Below are 18,599 nucleotides of genomic sequence, written 5' to 3' on the forward strand. Positions count from 1 at the left end.
TTCCGCTCGGTTCTGAGCTGCCGGCAGACTCTCCTACGCCGCCCAAGCGCCGGCTGTCCCTTCCGCTCGGTTCTGAGACGAGATAAAGCTGAAAGCTGGGTGTCGATGCTCTATACCGAGTTTTCGGGACAGTGGGCGACTGCACCTAACAAAATGCAGGGGGGTGAGCGCTGATGCGCTCACCCCCCCTGCGAGTTTTTAATCTAGCAGTTAGCTAATATTTAGTCACTCATTCCCAATTTTGGAATCAATTGCGTCGCGTGCTTGCGAGATTTTATCTGCATGCTGCTCGCCGGCGACCTTCTTAGCTGCTTCTTCAGTCTTATCTAGAACCATGTCCGAAATTTCTTCGGCCTTGTCGCTCTTGAGTACGTCCTTGTTGTTCTCAAGTGTTTCTTTTGCTTTATCAAATAGTGACATGAGAGCTCCTTTTCTTTTTGCCTATGTGTCAAGAATATAGGTACTTCTGCTACTTCGATGTTGTTGCAGACGATTTCTGGGAGCAATTTAGCTAGCGGGTGAATATGCTGGCTTCTTCCATCTTTGGAAGCCGTGTTGAAGTAAGTATTTTATCCATATCTTGGTTTCATTCCAGCGAAGCCAGATGTCTTCGTATGTTAACCGGACAGTGAGGAACCCACAGATCAGGGCGGAATTACTCCGTGATCGGTCATTTTGATAGTTAGCCATAGATGTATGGTGGGCGCGACTGTCACATTCGACAATCATGCGCGGATGGACAAAAATATCCACCCTGCCAACATGGTTAATACTCTTTTGCGGTGTTACGCGAAACCGGAGCGACTGAATGTAATTGCGCACTCGTGTTTCACTACCTGACTGGCTCCCGCTACATAGCCTTTTTAGTAATCGTTCAGCACGTGTTATTGGTATCTGTTCAAGGAGTCTACGAGCGTAATCGATCTGGATAAGGCCTTTATTGATAGCTGATTCAAATACTATGAGAGCAGTTTCAAAAGGTTCATAACGTGCTACATGAATCAATGCCGTATCAAGGGGAACCAACGGACCAGGTAGCTTTGAACTCAGATGTCGACGGGTGACTCCCCGCGTCCGCGAACGTCTAACAAAGTCTGGAACTGCCACGAATATATCTGTTGTTGGTGGTGTCCACAGGCCATATATTTTGCAGGCTGACAAGCTGGTCAAGGCACCATAGTGTCGTACTGCAGTGACTAAATCTGGATGCGCGTCTGGAGTCGCGTACCACCCACGACGAACTCGGTGTATTTTTCCTAATCTCATTGCGCGCTCGCGGGTTCGACGAGTATGTATCCCAATGAGTCTCAGCTCTCTGGTACGGAATATTCCCAGTTTGGTTGGTCGCGGGGGAAGATGGGTATACATAACTCCATTATCGTGACGTGGCCTTAGAGTTTTCGTTACTACTCAAATCTGTGGACTAAAACTGACGGCAGCTAGATTGTGGAAAACAGAAAGTCGTAAGGCGTCTCCAGACAGCAGTGCAAATGTTTGCTTGAAAGAATGTCTGTCCCAAAAGCTCGGTTGGTAGCGTAGATAGCCCAGTATGTGGCTTATCTGAGACGTGGGCCGAGTTTTCGGGACAGGGCTGGCAACTGGCGGGACAGGGTTGGCAACTGGCGGGACAGGGTTGGCAACAGGTAGGACGACAGGGCATGGGACGAAGAGTAGGTCGGGACAGCACGGCCCACCTGACAGCCCAGCGCCCCATAAAAGCAAGAAAGTTAAATAAAGCTGATTCAACTATTGTTAATTAAGGTTGAGTGGAATAGACTCAAGGTATCAAGCGTTTATCTCAGTAGAAAATAATTTGCCGAGCCCTTCGGGGCTAGGCACGAAGGAGTTTTACGATGGATAAATTGACAACGAAATCGCAAGAAGCGCTTGCTGATGCGATAGATATGGCAATGCGTGCGGGCAATCCACACGTGGAGCCGGCACATCTGCTGGTTGCTCTGCTCAAGCAATCTGGTGGGGTTGCAGGTGCTCTGCTGGATGCGGTGGGCGTGGAGTCTGCCAAGGTGATTGAGCGCGCCCAGGCACAGATCGCAAGTTTCCCCGCAGTTCAGGGCCAGACTGCTTCCCAGCCCCAGGCTTCCCGGAATTTGTCTCTCGTCCTGTCCGATGCGGGTAAAGAGGCTACAGCACTGGGTGATGCATATATTTCTACTGAGCACCTGCTTTTGGCGTTGGCGGCGAACCAGAGTTCTGCCGGCGATATTTTGCGTTCCGCTAATGCTGGTCGCGAGCAGTTAATCGCAGTGTTGCCTAATGTGCGGGGTTCTGCAAAGGTAACGTCGCCAGATCCTGAGGGTACGTTTAAGGCGCTCGAAAAGTATGGCACGGATTTGACGCAGATGGCTCGCGAGGGAAAGCTAGATCCGGTTATTGGGCGTGATACTGAGATTCGCCGTGTGGTGCAGGTTCTTTCGCGGCGTACTAAGAACAATCCAGTGCTTATCGGTGAACCTGGCGTTGGTAAGACGGCGGTTGTTGAAGGCTTGGCACAGCGCATTGTCGATAGCGATGTGCCGGAGTCATTGCGTGGCAAGCGGCTTATTTCCCTTGATATTGCGGGGATGCTGGCTGGTGCTAAGTATCGTGGCGAGTTCGAGGAACGGTTTAAGGCTGTTTTGCAGGAGATTAAGGAATCCGACGGCGAAGTCGTCACCTTTATCGATGAGCTCCATACTGTTGTCGGTGCCGGTAGTGGCGGCGATGGGGCTATGGATGCGGGCAATATGCTCAAGCCGATGTTGGCTCGTGGGGAGTTGCGCCTAGTTGGTGCGACGACGCTCGATGAGTATCGTGAGCATGTTGAGAAGGATCCGGCGTTGGAGCGCCGATTCCAGCAGGTGTATGTGGGTGAGCCAAGCGTGGATGATACTGTCGCTATTTTGCGCGGTATTGCGCCAAAGTACGAGGCCCATCACAAGGTGACTATTTCTGATGGTGCCTTGGTTGCGGCGGCCACTCTGTCGGATCGCTATATTTCAGGGCGTCAGCTTCCGGATAAGGCGATTGATCTGGTTGATGAGGCGGCGTCGCGGTTGCGCATGGAGCTGGATTCGTCTCCGGAGGAGATTGATGTTTTGCAACGCCAGGTGGACCGCTTGAAGATGGAGAAGTCGTATCTTGAGGAGACCGATTCGGATGATGACGCTTCGGCTGCTGATCGTCTGGAACGGTTGAACGCGGAATTGGCGGATAAGTCTGAGGCGCTTGCTTCGTTGAATGCTCGGTGGGAGTCGGAGAAGGCCGGCCGTAATAAGGTTGGCGATTTGCGTGTGCGTCTTGATGAGTTGCGAACTGAGTTGGAGAAGGCAATTCGTGAGGGCCGGTATGAGGATGCGGGCCGGATTCAAAATGGCGATATTCCGCAGGTTGAGGCGCAGATTGAGGCTGGTGAAGCGGATAAGGACACGGTTGTTGATGAGGCTCCGATGATTGCGGAGAAGGTTGATGCCGATGGTATTGCCGACGTGGTTTCGGCCTGGACCGGTATTCCGGTTGGGCGGCTCATGCAGGGCGAAACAGAGAAACTGTTGACGATGGAAGATGAGATTGCGAAGCGTCTTATTGGTCAACGTTCGGCAGTCCGGTCGGTTTCTGATGCGGTGCGTCGTTCCCGGGCCGGGGTGGCCGATCCGCAACGCCCGACTGGTTCATTCTTGTTCTTGGGCCCAACGGGTGTGGGTAAGACGGAGTTGGCAAAGTCGCTTGCTGAGTTCCTGTTCGACGACGAGCGCGCAATGGTTCGTATCGACATGTCAGAATATTCCGAGAAACATTCTGTTGCTCGCCTCATTGGTGCCCCTCCGGGGTACGTTGGCTATGAGGAGGGCGGCCAGCTGACGGAAGCGGTTCGTCGTCGTCCGTATGGTGTGGTTCTTCTTGACGAAGTTGAGAAGGCGCATCCGGAAGTGTTCGATGTTTTGTTGCAGGTTCTCGACGACGGTCGGCTCACTGACGGCCAGGGTCGCACTGTTGATTTCCGCAATACGATTTTGATTTTGACGTCGAATCTTGGTTCGCAATTCTTGACGAATACTGAGCTGGATGTGGCGGTGCAACACAAGGCTGTTATGGATGCTGTGCATGCTCATTTCAAGCCGGAGTTTTTGAACCGTCTCGATGATTTGATCATTTTCGAACCGTTGAGCGTTCAGGACATCGGCAAGATTGTGGATTTGCAGGTTACCCAGATGAGTCAGCGGTTGGCGGCGCGTCGTATTTCTTTGGAAGTGGAAGACGATGCGAAGTCGGTTTTGACGTTCGAGGGATACGATCCGGCATTCGGCGCTCGGCCGTTGCGGCGGTTGGTGCAACGTGAGATCGGCGATCAGTTGGCTCGTATGTTGCTTGCTGGTGCGGTGAGTGATGGGCAGACGGTGATCGTGCGCAGTGCCGAGCTTGATACCTCGGTTTTCGATCGGGAAACGGGCATGCCGGTTGCGACAAGCGACCGCCCGGCAGACGACGGTCACAAGCTGCAATTGCTTGTTAAGGAGCAGTAATACCGTCTGGTTGTCATGGTGGTTGTCCCAAAAAGTGGACAGCTGTGGGATTTGTGTAGTTGGGCGGGTAAGCTCCTTGCTATGACAGATCATGAAACATCACTAGTTGAATCGGCAGAGACCATGAGCGTCCCTGCCGATTCAACTATGCCAACGAAACATATTCAGCTCAAACGTGGATTAACATCTGCTCAGGTATCGATGATCGGGCTTTCGGGCGCGCTCGGTACTGGTTTGTTTTTGGGGTCGGGTTCGGTGATTGGCTATGGTGGCCCGTCTACTGTTATCGCATATTTGGCGGCTGGGCTTTTGGCACTATCTGTTGTGTGGGCACTGGCTGAGATGGTGTCTGTCCATCCGGTTCCGGGCGGTCATGGTGCGGTAGCTGCATCTTACTTGGGACCTTACGGTGGATATGTGACGCGCTGGAACTTTGCGGTGACCATGCTGATTGCGGTGGGTGCAGAAGTGACTGCAACGGCAACATATTTGCAGTTCTGGTTCCCGAGCCTGCCACTGTGGGTGGGCACGGTTTTGTGTTCACTGTTTATCGTGGCGTTGAATTTGTTTTCTGTTCACCTGTACGGTTCGAGTGAGTACTGGTTCTCAATGATTAAGGTGATAGCGATTGTCACCTTCATTGCGTTAGGCTTGTCGATTATTTGGGGTCTGTTCCCTGGGATTGATGCGATTGGTACTCGGAATCTCACGGCACATGGCGGATTTTTCCCTAAGGGTGTCACGGGCTTGCTGGCTGCTATTTGTTTGGCCGTTTTTTCCTTTGGTGGTATCGAGAATGTTTCTGTGGGTGCGGCCGAGTCGGAGCATCCCGAGCGTGACGTTCCGCGGGCGGCGCACACAATGATCTGGCGTCTTTTACTCTTTTATGTGCTAGCGATCCTTGTTGTGCTCATGTTGCAGCCATGGACGGAAACTGCTGGCTCAAATGGCAGGATTGATGAGTCGCCGTTCGTACGTGCGCTGGATATTACTGGTGTTTCGGGTGCGGCGCACATAATGAACGCGATTTTGATCGTGGCTGCGCTTTCGGCCGCTAATGGCTGTTTGTATTCGTCGAGCCGGATGATTCATTCGCTTGCTAATGACCGTCAGGCGCCGAGCTGGGCTGCGGTGACTGCGCAAAACGGTTCGCCGCGTCGTGCTGTAATTATTGCGATGGTTGGCATGGTTATCGCCTCGGCGTTGGCAATTGCTAGCCCGGAGAATGCGTTCTTGTGGCTGTATGGTTGTGCGACGATCGGTATTTTGGTGACGTGGGTGATGACGATGTTGACTCACATGGCGTTCCGTGCGAAGCGTAAGGCGGCCGGGTTGCCGTTGCCGGAGCATCGGTTGTGGGCGGCGAACATTGTTGCGCCGTTGGCGATTGTTATGTCTATCGGTATCTTTTTTGGTCTGTACTGGTTATTGCCGGTGGCTTGGTATGCCGGCATCCCATACGTGTGTATCTTGACGCTGTCTTACTGGGTTGTTCGTAGTGTGCACTCGATGAAGACTCGCGATTTATTGGAAGAAGATTTAGCTACTCGCTAGATCGTCTAGAAATCATTGTGGGCTACATCGTGTCGATGTAGCCCACAGTTTTCACTTGAGGTTGTTGCGAAAGTTTTATGCTTGACGACGACGTCGGGAGACTCCCGCCGCAAGCGCGCCTAGACCGATGAGGGCTCCAGCGCCGAGCAATGCTTCTTCTGGCGCAACACCCGTGTGCGCAAGCTGTCCAGAAGCCTTGTTTTGGACGCTAGCTGGTGCCGTCTTTTGAATCGGCTGTGCTGGTGCTGGTGTTGGTGCCATTGGTGCAGGGTGCTTTGTTGCGCACTGTTCTTTCTCAGTTTTCACGGACTCAGAGTGAAGAATACGCTTGGCGTCAAGCTCCTTGGTGACCTGGTCAAGTTCGGCAGACGAATCTGCGATGTGGTCACGCATTTCTTTTGTCTCAGTGATTTGCTTGGTGAGAGAATTCTGTGCTTTAACAGCAGAATCATGATCCTTGTGGGCTTGATCCAGCTCGTTCTGAGCAGCCTCAAGGTCTGCGTTAGCTTGAGCTAGTTCATTGCGCAGCTTCTCCACACGACGGGTTTCCGCGGCAACCTTCTCTGATTGTGCCTCTTTAGCTGCCAAAGCTTCACCGTAGGCGGCGTCAAGTATCTTAAGACGTTTCTCAGCATCCTGCAGTTTAATCTTGAGGTCAGCCAGTTGCTGTTTTGCTTCGTCCAACTTTTGCACAAGATCTGCAATGTTGTTCGTAATTGGCGTTTCTTCCAAAGCTTTCAGCTCTTGCTCGAGCTTTGCTTTTTCCTTCGACAATTCGGCGATCTTCGCCTGCTGTTCAGTGCGACCCTTCTCTGCTAATGCAATATCGCGGATAGCCTTTTCAGGGTCTGCTCATCCGCACGAACTCCATCGGAGAGAATGCGGATTTCTTTTTGGGCCTTAATTAATCCTTCTTGAACTCTTTCGATATCATTTTGCAATGTACCGATATTCTCGTCCAGCGATTCACTGGTATTTTTTGCCTGTTGTTTCTCAGCCTCGAATTTATCAAGCTGCCGTTGAATCTCTTCAACGATATTGAGCTCAGCTAATATGTTGATGCGTAGTGCCTCGAGTTTGTTTTTCTCCTTGGTAAGTTTGAGGATGGTTTCTTCATTTTCTTGGATCTCCTCTCCCAGCTTTTTCTTTTCGTTTTCTAACCGAAGATGCTGCTGCTTAATATCGGCATTTTGATTTATTAATTCTTGAAGGGAGCCAGCTATAGATTTATCGACTATGACGCTTGCCTCGGCACTTTCACGGAGCTTTTTCTCTGCGAGACGTTCAAGATCCTTACGCCCTGCCTCATTTGAGCTGAGACTATTCTTCAGCTCGTATTTCTTTTTCTGGGCGACTTCCAGCTGCATCGATACTTTACCCAGATCATTAGCGTTCAACTTTTCTGTTAATTCGCTTTTAGAAGGGTAAGCCTTCAGCTTGGTTTGCACTTCAATAATTTTTTGATTGAGTCTGGTTATTTCTTTTTCTAGATCATCTTTTTCATTCATATGATGCTGTTTTAGACCAACGTAACTGTTCATCTCTTTCTTCAGGCTATTGAATTCTTCAATCTTTTTTACGGAGCGTTTCTGTGATGAGCTAAGACCGTCTTCTGCCTTCTTTTTATCGGCTTTTGCTTGATCCAGATTTTCGTTTATTTTGGAAAGCTGGTCCTCAGCACTCTGGAGGTTTCCGGTAGCCTTCTCAAGCTTGGCCTTACTTTGAGCAAGTCTATGGTCACGGTCTTCGACAGCCTTGTTATAGGCCTCTTCCTCTTTCTGCAAGGCTTTTTCTGCAGCAGCTACTTCTGATTTCGAATGTTTAACTGCTTCTTCACTCTTGCTGACTTCTGCGCGGGTCTTATCACGGTCGGCTGCAATAGCGTCAAGGTTCTTTTGGGCAACGGCGAGTGCCGTCTTGGCTTTTTCTAGTTCCTGAGTTTGCTTGTCTATAGCCTTGTTGAGCTGGCCAATCATCGACTCGAGTTGTTTAATCTTCGCAGTCGCACGATCGATCGCGTTTTGTGTCTGAGCGATTTTATCCTTATTAGACTCGGCAGCTTTTTCCAGCTCAGCTAACTTTTGCTCAGCCTGAGCACGAGCATCTTTTTCAACTTCAAGCTTCTTCATTAGTTCACTCTGGCGTGCTTTAAGTGTTTCGAGGGCTTGTTTGTGCGAAGCGACATCAGCTTGAGCCTGCGTACACTGAGCTGATGGTCCAGCGGGTGTTGCGGCGAAGGCTGTGCCGTAAGGGTGGACAAGTGCGGTTCCGGCGATCATGAGGCTCAGAACTGAGTGTGTTGCGTATTTTTTAAAAGTCATAGATTGAATAGTATGGAATTTTGTTGACATTTCAAGGCAGATTGTTTCATTTTTGAATAGTGTTTTCTACATCATAAGAATTTACACTTCCCCATATATTTGTCTGAAAATTTCCTGGGAAGATGGCGAGAAAAGCAAGGTATTTTTACGCCCGCCAATGGCGTTAAAATGGCGTGGCTGAACGGATCAGCCACGCCACGCCGTCGTCGAAAAACTAATTAATTATCGTTCCCGACCGCCGTCAATAAACTCTTCCAGACGCTCACGGGCTTCAGCGTCGCCAAGCTGCTCCTTCGGCGACTTCATCAAATACGACGACGCCGACAGCAAATTCCCCGAAATGCCACGATCAAGCGCAATCTTGCACGCCCGCAAAGCATCAATCACAATACCGGCAGAATTCGGCGAATCCCAGACCTCCAACTTGTACTCAATCTGAATCGGAACCTCGCCAAACGTCGTCCCCTCAACCCGCACAAAAGCAAACTTACGATCATCGAGCCACGGCACATAATCCGACGGGCCAACATGAATATTGTGCGGATCCACCTCGCCAGTCATATTCGACGTCACCGAATTCGTCTTAGAAATCTTCTTCGACTCCAACCGATTGCGCTGCAACATATTCTTGAAATCCATGTTACCGCCAACATTTAGCTGATACGTCCGGTCAATGCGCACCCCGCGCGACTCCATCAACGCCACCAAATCACGATGCGAAATAGTTGCACCGAACTGCGACTTAATATCATCGCCGATAATAGGAAGACCGGCATCCTCAAACTTCTTCGACCACTCCTCAGTAGAAGCAATGAAAACCGGCAAACAATTGACGAACCCGCAGCCGGCATCGATAGCGCACTGGGCATAGAAACGGTCCGCTTCCTCAGAGCCAACTGGCAGATAAGAAATGAGGACGTCCACCTTCGCCGCCTTCAGTTCGGCAACAACATCAACTTCTGGCTCGTCCGACTCAGTAATCGTCTCGCGGTAGTAGTCACCGAGGCCATCAAGCGTGCGGCCACGCAACACCTTGACGCCTGTTTCTGGGACGTCGCAGAACTTCATCGTGTTGTTTTGGGACGCGAAAATAGCTTCCGAAATATCTTTGCCGACCTTCGCTGCGTCAACATCGAATGCGGCGACAAACTCAACATCTCCCACGTGGTAGCCGCCGAATTTAACGTGCATAAGGCCGGGGATGGTGGTGTTTGGGTCGGCATCTTTATAGAATTCGACGCCCTGGATGAGTGAGCTGGCGCAGTTGCCAACTCCGATAATACCTACGCGGATTTTTGACATATTTTCTCCTTTGGTCGGTCTGCTTGCTGGTTTTGGTGGCGGGCAGTGTGTTAATTGTCAGGACATAATTGTCATGACAATTAACAGTCTTATCTGTTAGCAGGCTAGATGCAAGCGCAACACGGCACATCCGGTTTTGGCGGCTAGGGGCTTGGGCATGGGTTGTCCCTAAAACTCGTCTCTGGGAGGAGATAGGCGAATATAGTGGCTATCTCTGCTGTACGACGAGTTTTTGTGACAGCGGGGGCGCGCTGAGCTAGCTGCCGGCGGTGGGAGGCGGACAGGCGTTGCCCGCTCCGGTACTGCCCAACGCTCCGGTACCGCCCACCTCCCGGGCACCGCCCGCCCGAATATGCCAAACTGGAGGCATGTATGAAGATTTTTTACCGGCTGACGCTTTGGCATTCGATCACTCTTACATGACTCTCACCGCTGGCCCACGCGGCGTGGAGATAGCAGGGATCGCCGGCGATCCCGACGTGGTCTATTCGCTGGCATCGGTCACGAAGCCAATCGCGGCATGGTCTGTGCTAGTAGCGGTAGAACGTGGGCTGGTTTCGTTGGATGAACCAGCCGGGCCGGAGGGCTCAACTATTCGCCATTTGTTGGCACACGCTTCGGGTTTGCCGTCGGCGGCAGGGGATCCTATTGCAGCGCCTGGCACTCGCCGGATCTATTCAAATTATGGTTTTGATGTGCTGGGCGAGGCGGTTGCAACGCGGGTCGGCATGTCGATCCAGGACTGGGTGCGGCAGACGGTGCTTGAACCCGTGCGCATGCTGGATGCCAGCGTGGATGGGTCGATCGCGTTTTCTGGTCGGGCGTCGCTCGATTCGGTGGCTCGGTTTGCGGGGGAGTTGCTGGACCCGCAGTTGATTTCGCCCGAGCTGGCCCAGCAGGCGTTTACCCCGCAGTTCGCTGGGATTCCCGGTATTTTGCCGGGTTATGGCCGTCAGTCGGATAATCTGTGGGGTCTGGGTTTGGAGATCCGTGGCACCAAGTCACCGCACTGGACGGGATCTGATTTTCCGACGACGACGTTCGGACACTTCGGCCAGTCCGGCTCGTTTGTGTGGGTCGATCCAGAGGTCAAACAAGCTGGCGTCTTTTTGGGAAACCGGATGTTTGGCCACGAGCACGCCGAGGTCTGGCCGGAGTTAACTAATCAGATGCGGGCTAGCTAGCAAATTCGACGATCACTGGCACGTGGTCTGAGGCGCCCTTGCCTTTGCGTTCGTCACGGTCGATTGCGCCGGCGATCGTGCGTTGGGCCAGTCCTTCGGACGCCCACACGTAGTCGATGCGCATCCCCTCATTTTTGGGGAACCGCAGTTTTTGGTAATGCCAGAACGTGTAGTTGGTAGCAAAATCGCGCGATACTTCGTGCATCCCGGCATCGGCGAATGCATGGAATGCGGCGCGTTCGGCGTCGGTCAGGTAGATGCCGTCTTCCATTGCGGCCGGGTCCCATACGTCGTCGTCGGTAGGAATAACGTTCCAGTCTCCAACTAAGGTGAGGTCAATTCCGAGGCGGGTTTGGGCGGTGGCGAATTCTTGGAGGGCGCGCAAGAATTCGAGCTTGTAGAAGTAGTGCGGGTCGCCGACTGCGCGGCCGTTGGGAACATAAAGTGACCACAGGTCGATTCCGCCCACGCGCGCCCCGATAGCGCGAGCTTCACGCGGACCGTTGATGAAGGTAGCGCCGTCGTCAGGAATGCCTTTGGTGAAACCGGGCTGGCCGGGGAATTCGTAGTGAACATCGGAAAGACCAACGCGGGAAATAATGGCGACGCCGTTCCACTGATTCAGGCCGTGTGCCGCGACTTCATATCCGGCGGCTTCGATGTCGGCTGCCGGGAACTGTTCCGGTTTGCATTTGATTTCTTGGAGCGCAAGCACGTCAAGATCGTGGCGATCGAGGACGCCTAGGATGCGGTCGGCGCGGGCACGGGCAGAGTTAATATTCCACGTTGCGATCTTCATGAGACCAGTTTACGGGTTGCGCGGTAGTCTTGTCGTATGGGACGAGCGTTGATTACCGGAGCAAGTGCAGGGTTGGGGCTGGCGTTTGCCCGCCAGTTAGCTAGTGATGGGCACGACGTCGTGCTGGTGGCCCGCAACCGCGATCGCCTTGCGGAGGTGAGTGCCGATATCCGTGCCCGCTACGGCGTGGAGGCTGAAATACTCAGTGCTGATTTGGCTGATTACGAGGACACGGCACGGGTTGCTCGCCGGGTGGTGGATTGTGATTCGCCGATTAGTTTGCTGGTGAATAATGCGGGCTTCGGGCTGGGTCAGGATTTTGTGGGCGGCGCGCTGGAGCGCGAGGTCGACGGCTTGAACGTGATGGTTCGGGCGGTGATGATGCTCAGTCATGCGGCGGCCGGTGCGATGGCGGCGCGGGGCCGGGGAACGATTATTAATGTTGCGTCGATGACGTCGCTGACGGTGCAGGGCACATATTCGGCACATAAGGCCTGGGTTCGTACGTTTAGTGAGGGGCTGGCAGTGGAGCTTGCCGGGACTGGGGTCGGCGTGACGGTGGTTAATCCGGGGCTCATTCGCACCGAGTTTCATGAGCGCTCGCACGTTGATTCGAGCCAGTGGCCGGCAGCAGTTTTTGCGACGCCGGAGCAAGTGGTGCAGGCCGCGCTGGCGGCTGCGCGGGCGGGCCGGGTGGAGGTTACGCCAACTGTGCTCTACAAACTGGCGAGCGGGGTAGTGCGTCATGCGCCGCGCCGGCTGGTACGGAAGTTCGCCGGGCCGGGGCTTTCCGGGCGGGAGTAGGCCGGCGCTATTGGTTAGATTACTGGCCGGTGGTTGGCTAGACTGCCGGGGTTTGGCGTAGCTGTTTCTTGAATTGTGCTGATTTCAGGCTTGGGCTTCGGTGGGTTTGAGATTTTTGGGCTGTCCCGAAAATTCGGTTCTGGGAGTAGATGCGGGTAAAACTGGGGTATCGGCACGCATAGCCGAGTTAATGTGACAGTGTGGGAGCCGTGATTTAGGTGTTTCTTCTTAAGAAGGAGAAACAGTAATTTGTTTTATTATTTTGAAACAGTTAACCCGTCTTTTTGTGGATAACTTTTTAGTTGTAACTATGTTTTAGACGTTTTCCACAGATAATAATCAATATAAATAGATTATGTATTGCGGGTTTTCCCGATTTAACGAGGTATTTGCGGTTTCTTGCTACCACATCTGGTCTGTGGATAACTTTGGATGGTTCATGTTTTCTTGCTAAAGAATCCCTATATGTACTTGATTGTTGTAATCTAACTACTAGATATAGGTTTAGCTGTGTTTTTAGCTAGTCCTTGTCTCTGTAGAAAATTTTTTCAAGACTGATGGAGAAACATGAGAATCATAAAATATTTAGGACTCCCCGCGGATGTCGAATTTGTAAACATTGATTCAGATAGAGATACAGAACTCTATTGTCAGCCAGCGATGATTAGGTATCAGGCTCGTAGAGGATCGCAACTCGCATTAAAAGCACTTCATTATATTTCTAGTTTCGATTTGAATTGTTTTGGCTTGCTAAGATCTCCAAATGCTGAAGATCGGCAAAAGGTTCGAGAGCTGTTCCAGCATTTTAATGAAGTGGATGAATGTGGATTGGGAATGTCTAAAACTGCAAAGGGAGGAAAAGGTAGTTCATTTATTTTGGGTGAAGCTATGCATGAGTCGCTTATGAATGATCTTTGTGCACAAGTCAAGGTTGGGATACTAAATGAGATAGAAGTTCTTGCTCCGCTAACGGACGGTGTTGCTGTAGATCGCGTTTCAGATATCACTACTAAGCTGATTAGGCCAGTATTGGCTAGGTTTACGCAAGAAATGCGAGTAAAATATCCGCAAATTGGGGCGCTTCCTGTAGAAGTTAGAAATCTAGAGGTCTGGGATATTAACGAGCGTACTTGGGTGAAAAGGCCTTTTGAACTGATCAATTTTCAAGGTCGATTAGTTCTACTTGTTCCGAAAAAATGGACGTGGAAGTATCTGTGTTTTAAACGAGAGAGTTTCTTCAATGTGACTATCCTGGGGGAAATCCAAGAAAGAACCACAATTTTTCGTGGAAATGAGGAAGTCCGAAAAACGAAGCAAAGATTGAAAGAAGAGAATCCGTATAGTGTGTCTCTGGTTTCAGATGTAGTGTTGCAGGCTTTCAAAGATAGAGAAATCAATCTGTTTGAACGCCATAAGTCCTATGTAGATGATGTTTACCTTTTTAGACATCTTAAAAATAAAGATGGAGATCCTTGGAATGTTGAAGATTAATTTCTTGGCATAGAAGACAAGTGTCTGCTCGGGGCTGCTAATCTTATTACCAGTAAAAGAATAGTGAGGGTGTACTTTGGCGACTACGGATAAGAAATTGATTCACGTTGTGGGCGCAGTTTTTGAGCGCGATGGCAAGATTATGGCGGCGCAGCGAGGTCCAGGACGTGCACTCGAGAATTATTGGGAATTCCCGGGTGGAAAAATTGAGCCGGGGGAGACGCCCGAGCAGACGCTCGTCCGTGAATTACGCGAAGAGCTATTGACTGATGCGGAAGTCGGCGAGTTCGTTGGCCGGTCAGAATTTGAGTATGACTTCGGTATTGTTCGCCTAGATGCCTACTTCGCAAAGATCATCGGCAAAGAACCAACGCTGACCGAGCACAAACAAATTCGATGGCTAGGTGCTGACGAGCTATTTAGTGTTGAGTGGGCACCAGCTGATATTCCTATTATTGAGAAGCTAGCTACCTTTTTATCTTAAGTAATATGATGGAAAACAATCGATAAAATAACAATTATTAGTGCAATTAATCAGTTTCTTATCTGAAATGAATTTGATAGAGACTATCAGAGTGTAGTCTCTCTTGTACGTCTGACAGATCAACACCTATCTTGTGGCAAATCCAGAAACGTATAATCATTAGACTTTCCTTGATAGCGGACAATACTGTAGCTCGTGACGCGAGCTTTCTGTCTGCGTGTTTCCATGATGTGTAAGCTTCGTGCGTATGCACTATCCATTCGTTTGGGTCATCTAATGGTGATAGTGGTAGCTGATCGATAATTGCTTTCAATGCTGATTTGAAAGGCACCTGTCCTTTTCGGCTTGAAAAATATTTGGAATCCTCAGATTTTTTAGCTATTTCTAAGCCAATTCGCTCCAAAACTGGGCCAAGTGTAAGTATGAATTCAGGATTCCAGGGATCGGCGGAATATAAAACATTGACAAGAGATTCTACTATGCGTTGTTGGTGATCGCAGAGTTGTAGCCAACGGTTATAGCTATCCTCTTGTAGATCTTCATGAGAGAAAAGGAAACTAACCTCGGGTGCATCGCTGGCATATGAAATGAATCGCTCAGATACATAAACAGGTTCCAGGTCAGAGAAGGGTATTAAGTCTGATTCGTTGTGAGGGTTTGCCTGAATGAGTAGTTTAGAGATGAAACAAGGTTTCCAAGCGCTAATAGCAAACAGTGTGTAGAGATTTTGGTGTACTTGATAGTGATCGCCGAACTCGGCTCCGGGATCGCTGTGGGATTCCAGAGTGGTGCAGATGTTTCCGTTGAATTCAATACTATTATGGTATGTTTCCCAGCGTGAAGTGGCCTTTAGATGCATTAAAGGAGAAAGGGGGACAGGATCTGATACAAGAATATTGCTTTCAAAACGTGTGTGGGGCGTTCTAGTTATAGACGCATTCATCTTTCCGAGGTTAAACCATGCATCTAGAATTCTAGCTTTCGTCACCATGGAGGTTATCTCTGCTTGGGTGTAGAAGCTATCGGAATTAACTGCGATACGTGCAAAAAATTTTAGTTCCGAACCGTAGGCTGTTGCCTGCAAGCCATAATTTCGGCACCGCCAAAGACAAACACGGCCGTATGCGTCTGAAAAATACATTGTTTCTGGGACTGAATTTCTCCCAATCTGGGAAGAGTGCTCTCGGTAGTATCCGTTGCTATCTATAATGGATAGATTAATTATTCCCACAACGCCTTTGGCTGTGTACTGAATTGTTGCAGGATAAAGCAACGTGGAAGAGTCAGGATCAATCAGCCAGCCAACACGAATATCTGATTCCTTAAATTTACTAGACATAGGATTTAGAGGGATTATTCTAGTCAAGGAAGCTGACTATGTCTGGCACTGTAAGCTCACGATCAGATTGCCAGAGACTAATCAAATCAGAGCGTGTCCTACAACTTGAGGGGTATCCCTGAATAAGTCGAATAAGAGCTTGTATACCAATCCCGCAACCATGGACATTGGTGGCGTCAACAATTGTTCTTAGGTGAGCTCCGAAGCTTGGAGAGAAACCACCCGCGATATATATAAAAACTTGCGCATTGGGAGTAGAAGGGATGTAATTTGTTTGCATTCTGAGTTGATGATCAGATTCTAGTGAATAGCTAGAATATGCTTTTGTGTCGATTATTCCTTCGAAGCTCTCATCGGAAAAGAGTACATCTGGTTTCTTACCTTGTTGCCCGACATGTTGTGTATGAAATCCAAAAATATCGTGAAAGATTGACGCGGTAGTCTTTTCAAAAAGTATGGCATTATCTGTTCCTGAAAAAGCCATATCGTGGTAGCGTAGCAAGAAGTCGGACAGTACTTTTTGTTTATTAGGGAATAGCTGTATGAGAGCAGCTTCAATGAATGACTCTGGTTGACCGGTCTGATTGTGAATGATGGTGATTAATTCTTCAGTAGGTTCCGTTATTAGACGATCAGGAAAAAGCGTTGTTACAGCAGCAGAGATAATTGCTAGGTCGCTTAGTTGTTTTGCCGAAGCCTGAATTTCTGATATTCGTCTATTATCGCGGCTATGCAAAGGACCTCTTCCAAAGGTTCTTTGAAAACTAGCTAATGCTTTTGATTTCTCGTTTTTATTAATCTGATCTTCAAAGACTGGCATCAAAGGTAATTTGCCGAAATGTTTAATGTGATCACGTACTTTATTGACTTTTGAAGGATCAAGTTTAACTGTTGTGCCCGGTGAAATGGTGCTGTTTGTTCTCATATCGTCTTTGACGACTAGCCCCGTATAGAGCAACCATTGCATTATTGTATCTGCGATATCTCCTAGGGTTTGGCCTTGTAACACAATTTTGTCAGAGGGCTTAGATAAATTTGCCGTTTCAGCTAGAGAACTTGGAACTTTTTGTTCGGAACGAAAATTCAGAATCTTTTCGGCAATTTCTGATACGGCTTTATCGTTATGCTTTTCCGCAAAACATAGTACACAGGTTGCTATTTCAGTAGCTGTTAAGTACCCGTTTATACTCGGGTGTAAGAGTAACTTCAAGAGAAATACGAATGGCCTAAGCTTAAATCTTCTATCGATATTTACATGTCTATTCACCGAGTATGGTGAAGGATATTGAAAAGAAAGAATCTGATTCGTGAGTACTGGAAGTGCTGGTTTGTGATTCACTAAATCTTCCCCAGCGAGTGTAAGAAAAACAGTATCTGAATTGGTTTCGGTCGGATACGTGAAGTAAAGCCCAAGAGCATAGAGGAGTGCCGCATGGGTGCGTCCACCAGATCCTCCGCGCCCTACAGCTCTTTCAGAGTAATCACCAGAGATCTTTAAGCCGCGATTGTCCAGAGCGTTCTCAAACGCTATCTGTATAGCGCGATTTCCTCTCCATTGTTTCCCTAAAGCAACGGAAGAAAACGTCTGTAAGTTTAGAGGAACACGATGAGGCTTTCTGTGTGGGCGAGGGACCATCCAGTATTGTTTTGCTTCAGCCATAATTATCCAATCCGGGGAAAACTAGGTTCTATGGACGCATATGGAATTCCCGCAAACGTCTTGAGAATCGCTTCGAAGATAATTTTTGATCCTGCCACTGGAACGGCCATACCAATTTGTTTTCTAACTGATTCTTTAGAACCCACGAAAACAAAATCGTCTGGGAAAGTTTGCAACCGAGCTCGTTCGCGGTTCGTTAAAGCACGGGGCTCCTCCCAGTGATACATATGTGTTCCACCGCCACCCGAACCGGTGACAGTATAACTAGGTTTTTCGGGATCGAGTCTACGATAAATTTGGCTAATTTTTGTTTTTGTGTTGATTCTTAGATGCTCTGGTAGATCCGCTGTAAACGCATTTTGTCCGGGTAGAATGTGTTGGAGACGCTCTACTACGGTCGCGGATTGCTTCGTGCGCTCCTGACCTGTAGCCCATGTTGGTATATTTGAAAGTGCAGTTTTAACTGAAATGTCGATGTCCTTGTAAGGTTCTGGACTTGGCACTTCAAAATTAAAAGGAAGATCCTCACGGATTCCCACTATGATGATTCGATGTCGTGCTTGTGGTATCCCATAGTCTTCGAATTTGTAGAGATGTGGAACTAATTTATATCCAGTAGCGGAAAGATCTTTCAGAATAGTTTTAAACGCATTCCCTTCTTTATTTGATGACAGACCGGATACGTTTTCAGCTACGAAAAAGTATGGTTGGAATTCTTCTAGTATGGGCAGGCCATATGAGTACAAAGGACCAAACTCTCCATCCATTCCTTTGCGCTCTCCAACTGTGCTGAAATCATTACAAGGGAATCCGTATGCAAATGCATCAATTTTTCCAAGTTTTTTGAATGTTTCTACAGATAATTCGCGGATGTCCCCATGAACTACAGATTCGGATTTTTCTTTATGACAAATATTTTTGCTGTATGTCAGTGTGGTATCGAGGTCATAATCATTGGCCCACTTATGGACGAGTTTATAGTCCGGATCGTCAATTTTGGCCGAGAAGGCACCAGTTGCTAATCCTCCGGGTCCGGAGAATAATTCCCCCATACGGAAAGTTTTCGGGAGATCAGCCTTATGTGAAGGGTTGATTGTCATGCCTACTGGAACCTCTGTCGTTTTCTGTTAAATGCGTGGCT

14 protein-coding genes are annotated in these 18,599 nt (G+C 49.3%); 6 read left to right on the forward strand and 8 right to left on the reverse strand.

Going from position 1 to position 18,599, the window contains the following annotated elements:
* Positions 1–225 precede the first annotated feature (225 nt).
* Positions 226–420 (reverse strand): Rv0909 family putative TA system antitoxin, encoded by a 195-nt coding sequence (locus tag KSO86_RS08120; RefSeq protein WP_216378742.1) that lies wholly within the window; start codon positions 418–420, stop codon positions 226–228.
* A gap of 1,433 nt (positions 421–1,853) precedes the next feature.
* Between KSO86_RS08120 and clpB the strand changes: the two genes are divergently transcribed.
* Complete coding sequence (gene clpB / locus KSO86_RS08125) at positions 1,854–4,520, forward strand: ATP-dependent chaperone ClpB (RefSeq protein WP_216378744.1); 2,667 nt, start codon at positions 1,854–1,856, stop codon at positions 4,518–4,520.
* A gap of 81 nt (positions 4,521–4,601) precedes the next feature.
* On the forward strand, positions 4,602–6,074 hold the full coding sequence (locus tag KSO86_RS08130; RefSeq protein ID WP_253280524.1) for an amino acid permease: 1,473 nt from the start codon (positions 4,602–4,604) through the stop codon (positions 6,072–6,074).
* Positions 6,075–6,149: 75 nt separating this feature from the next.
* On the opposite strand, the gene KSO86_RS08135 is transcribed toward KSO86_RS08130, so the two are convergent.
* From KSO86_RS08135 to KSO86_RS08145, 3 genes are all read right to left on the reverse strand, one after another.
* Entirely contained in the window at positions 6,150–6,848 is a 699-nt protein-coding gene (locus KSO86_RS08135; RefSeq protein ID WP_216432061.1) for a hypothetical protein, read from the reverse strand.
* A gap of 41 nt (positions 6,849–6,889) precedes the next feature.
* Positions 6,890–8,395, reverse strand: a complete 1,506-nt coding sequence (locus tag KSO86_RS08140; RefSeq protein WP_216432063.1) for a coiled-coil domain-containing protein — start codon at positions 8,393–8,395, stop codon at positions 6,890–6,892.
* A gap of 222 nt (positions 8,396–8,617) precedes the next feature.
* Positions 8,618–9,697 (reverse strand): inositol-3-phosphate synthase, encoded by a 1,080-nt coding sequence (locus tag KSO86_RS08145; RefSeq protein ID WP_216378747.1) that lies wholly within the window; start codon positions 9,695–9,697, stop codon positions 8,618–8,620.
* A gap of 368 nt (positions 9,698–10,065) precedes the next feature.
* Between KSO86_RS08145 and KSO86_RS08150 the strand changes: the two genes are divergently transcribed.
* The gene (locus KSO86_RS08150; RefSeq protein ID WP_216378749.1) at positions 10,066–10,881 is read left to right on the forward strand and encodes a serine hydrolase domain-containing protein; all 816 of its coding nucleotides are present in this window, start codon (positions 10,066–10,068) and stop codon (positions 10,879–10,881) included.
* Here KSO86_RS08150 and KSO86_RS08155 read toward each other — a convergent pair.
* On the reverse strand, positions 10,874–11,680 hold the full coding sequence (locus KSO86_RS08155; RefSeq protein WP_216378751.1) for an exodeoxyribonuclease III: 807 nt from the start codon (positions 11,678–11,680) through the stop codon (positions 10,874–10,876). The two genes, KSO86_RS08150 and KSO86_RS08155, sit on opposite strands and share 8 nt — an antisense overlap.
* A gap of 36 nt (positions 11,681–11,716) precedes the next feature.
* On the opposite strand from KSO86_RS08155, the gene KSO86_RS08160 reads away from it, so the two are divergent.
* The 3 genes from KSO86_RS08160 to KSO86_RS08170 all read left to right on the forward strand — a co-directional run bounded on the left by KSO86_RS08160 (position 11,717) and on the right by KSO86_RS08170 (position 14,459).
* Positions 11,717–12,484 (forward strand): SDR family NAD(P)-dependent oxidoreductase, encoded by a 768-nt coding sequence (locus KSO86_RS08160; RefSeq protein ID WP_216378753.1) that lies wholly within the window; start codon positions 11,717–11,719, stop codon positions 12,482–12,484.
* Positions 12,485–13,051: 567 nt separating this feature from the next.
* Positions 13,052–13,975: a DUF8370 family protein gene (locus tag KSO86_RS08165; RefSeq protein WP_216378755.1), complete on the forward strand. Its 924-nt coding sequence runs from the start codon at positions 13,052–13,054 to the stop codon at positions 13,973–13,975.
* Between the two features lie 76 nt (positions 13,976–14,051).
* Complete coding sequence (locus KSO86_RS08170) at positions 14,052–14,459, forward strand: (deoxy)nucleoside triphosphate pyrophosphohydrolase (protein ID WP_253280525.1); 408 nt, start codon at positions 14,052–14,054, stop codon at positions 14,457–14,459.
* Between the two features lie 58 nt (positions 14,460–14,517).
* Here the strand turns inward: KSO86_RS08170 and KSO86_RS08175 are convergent, their stop codons facing one another.
* From KSO86_RS08175 to KSO86_RS08185, 3 genes are read right to left on the reverse strand one after another with little or no spacing between them, the layout of a single operon-like run.
* Positions 14,518–15,825, reverse strand: a complete 1,308-nt coding sequence (locus KSO86_RS08175) for an ApeA N-terminal domain 1-containing protein (protein ID WP_216432065.1) — start codon at positions 15,823–15,825, stop codon at positions 14,518–14,520.
* Positions 15,818–17,458, reverse strand: coding sequence for a restriction endonuclease FokI C-terminal domain-containing protein (locus KSO86_RS08180; RefSeq protein WP_216378759.1), 1,641 nt, complete (start codon positions 17,456–17,458; stop codon positions 15,818–15,820). The genes KSO86_RS08175 and KSO86_RS08180 overlap by 8 nt, the downstream gene beginning before the upstream one ends.
* Positions 17,459–17,460: 2 nt before the next feature.
* Positions 17,461–18,558: a DNA cytosine methyltransferase gene (locus KSO86_RS08185; protein WP_216378761.1), complete on the reverse strand. Its 1,098-nt coding sequence runs from the start codon at positions 18,556–18,558 to the stop codon at positions 17,461–17,463.
* Between the last annotated feature and the right edge of the window lie 41 nt (positions 18,559–18,599).

This window comes from Arcanobacterium phocae, from assembly GCF_018913465.1.
Classification (GTDB): Bacteria; Actinomycetota; Actinomycetes; order Actinomycetales; family Actinomycetaceae; genus Arcanobacterium; species Arcanobacterium phocae_A.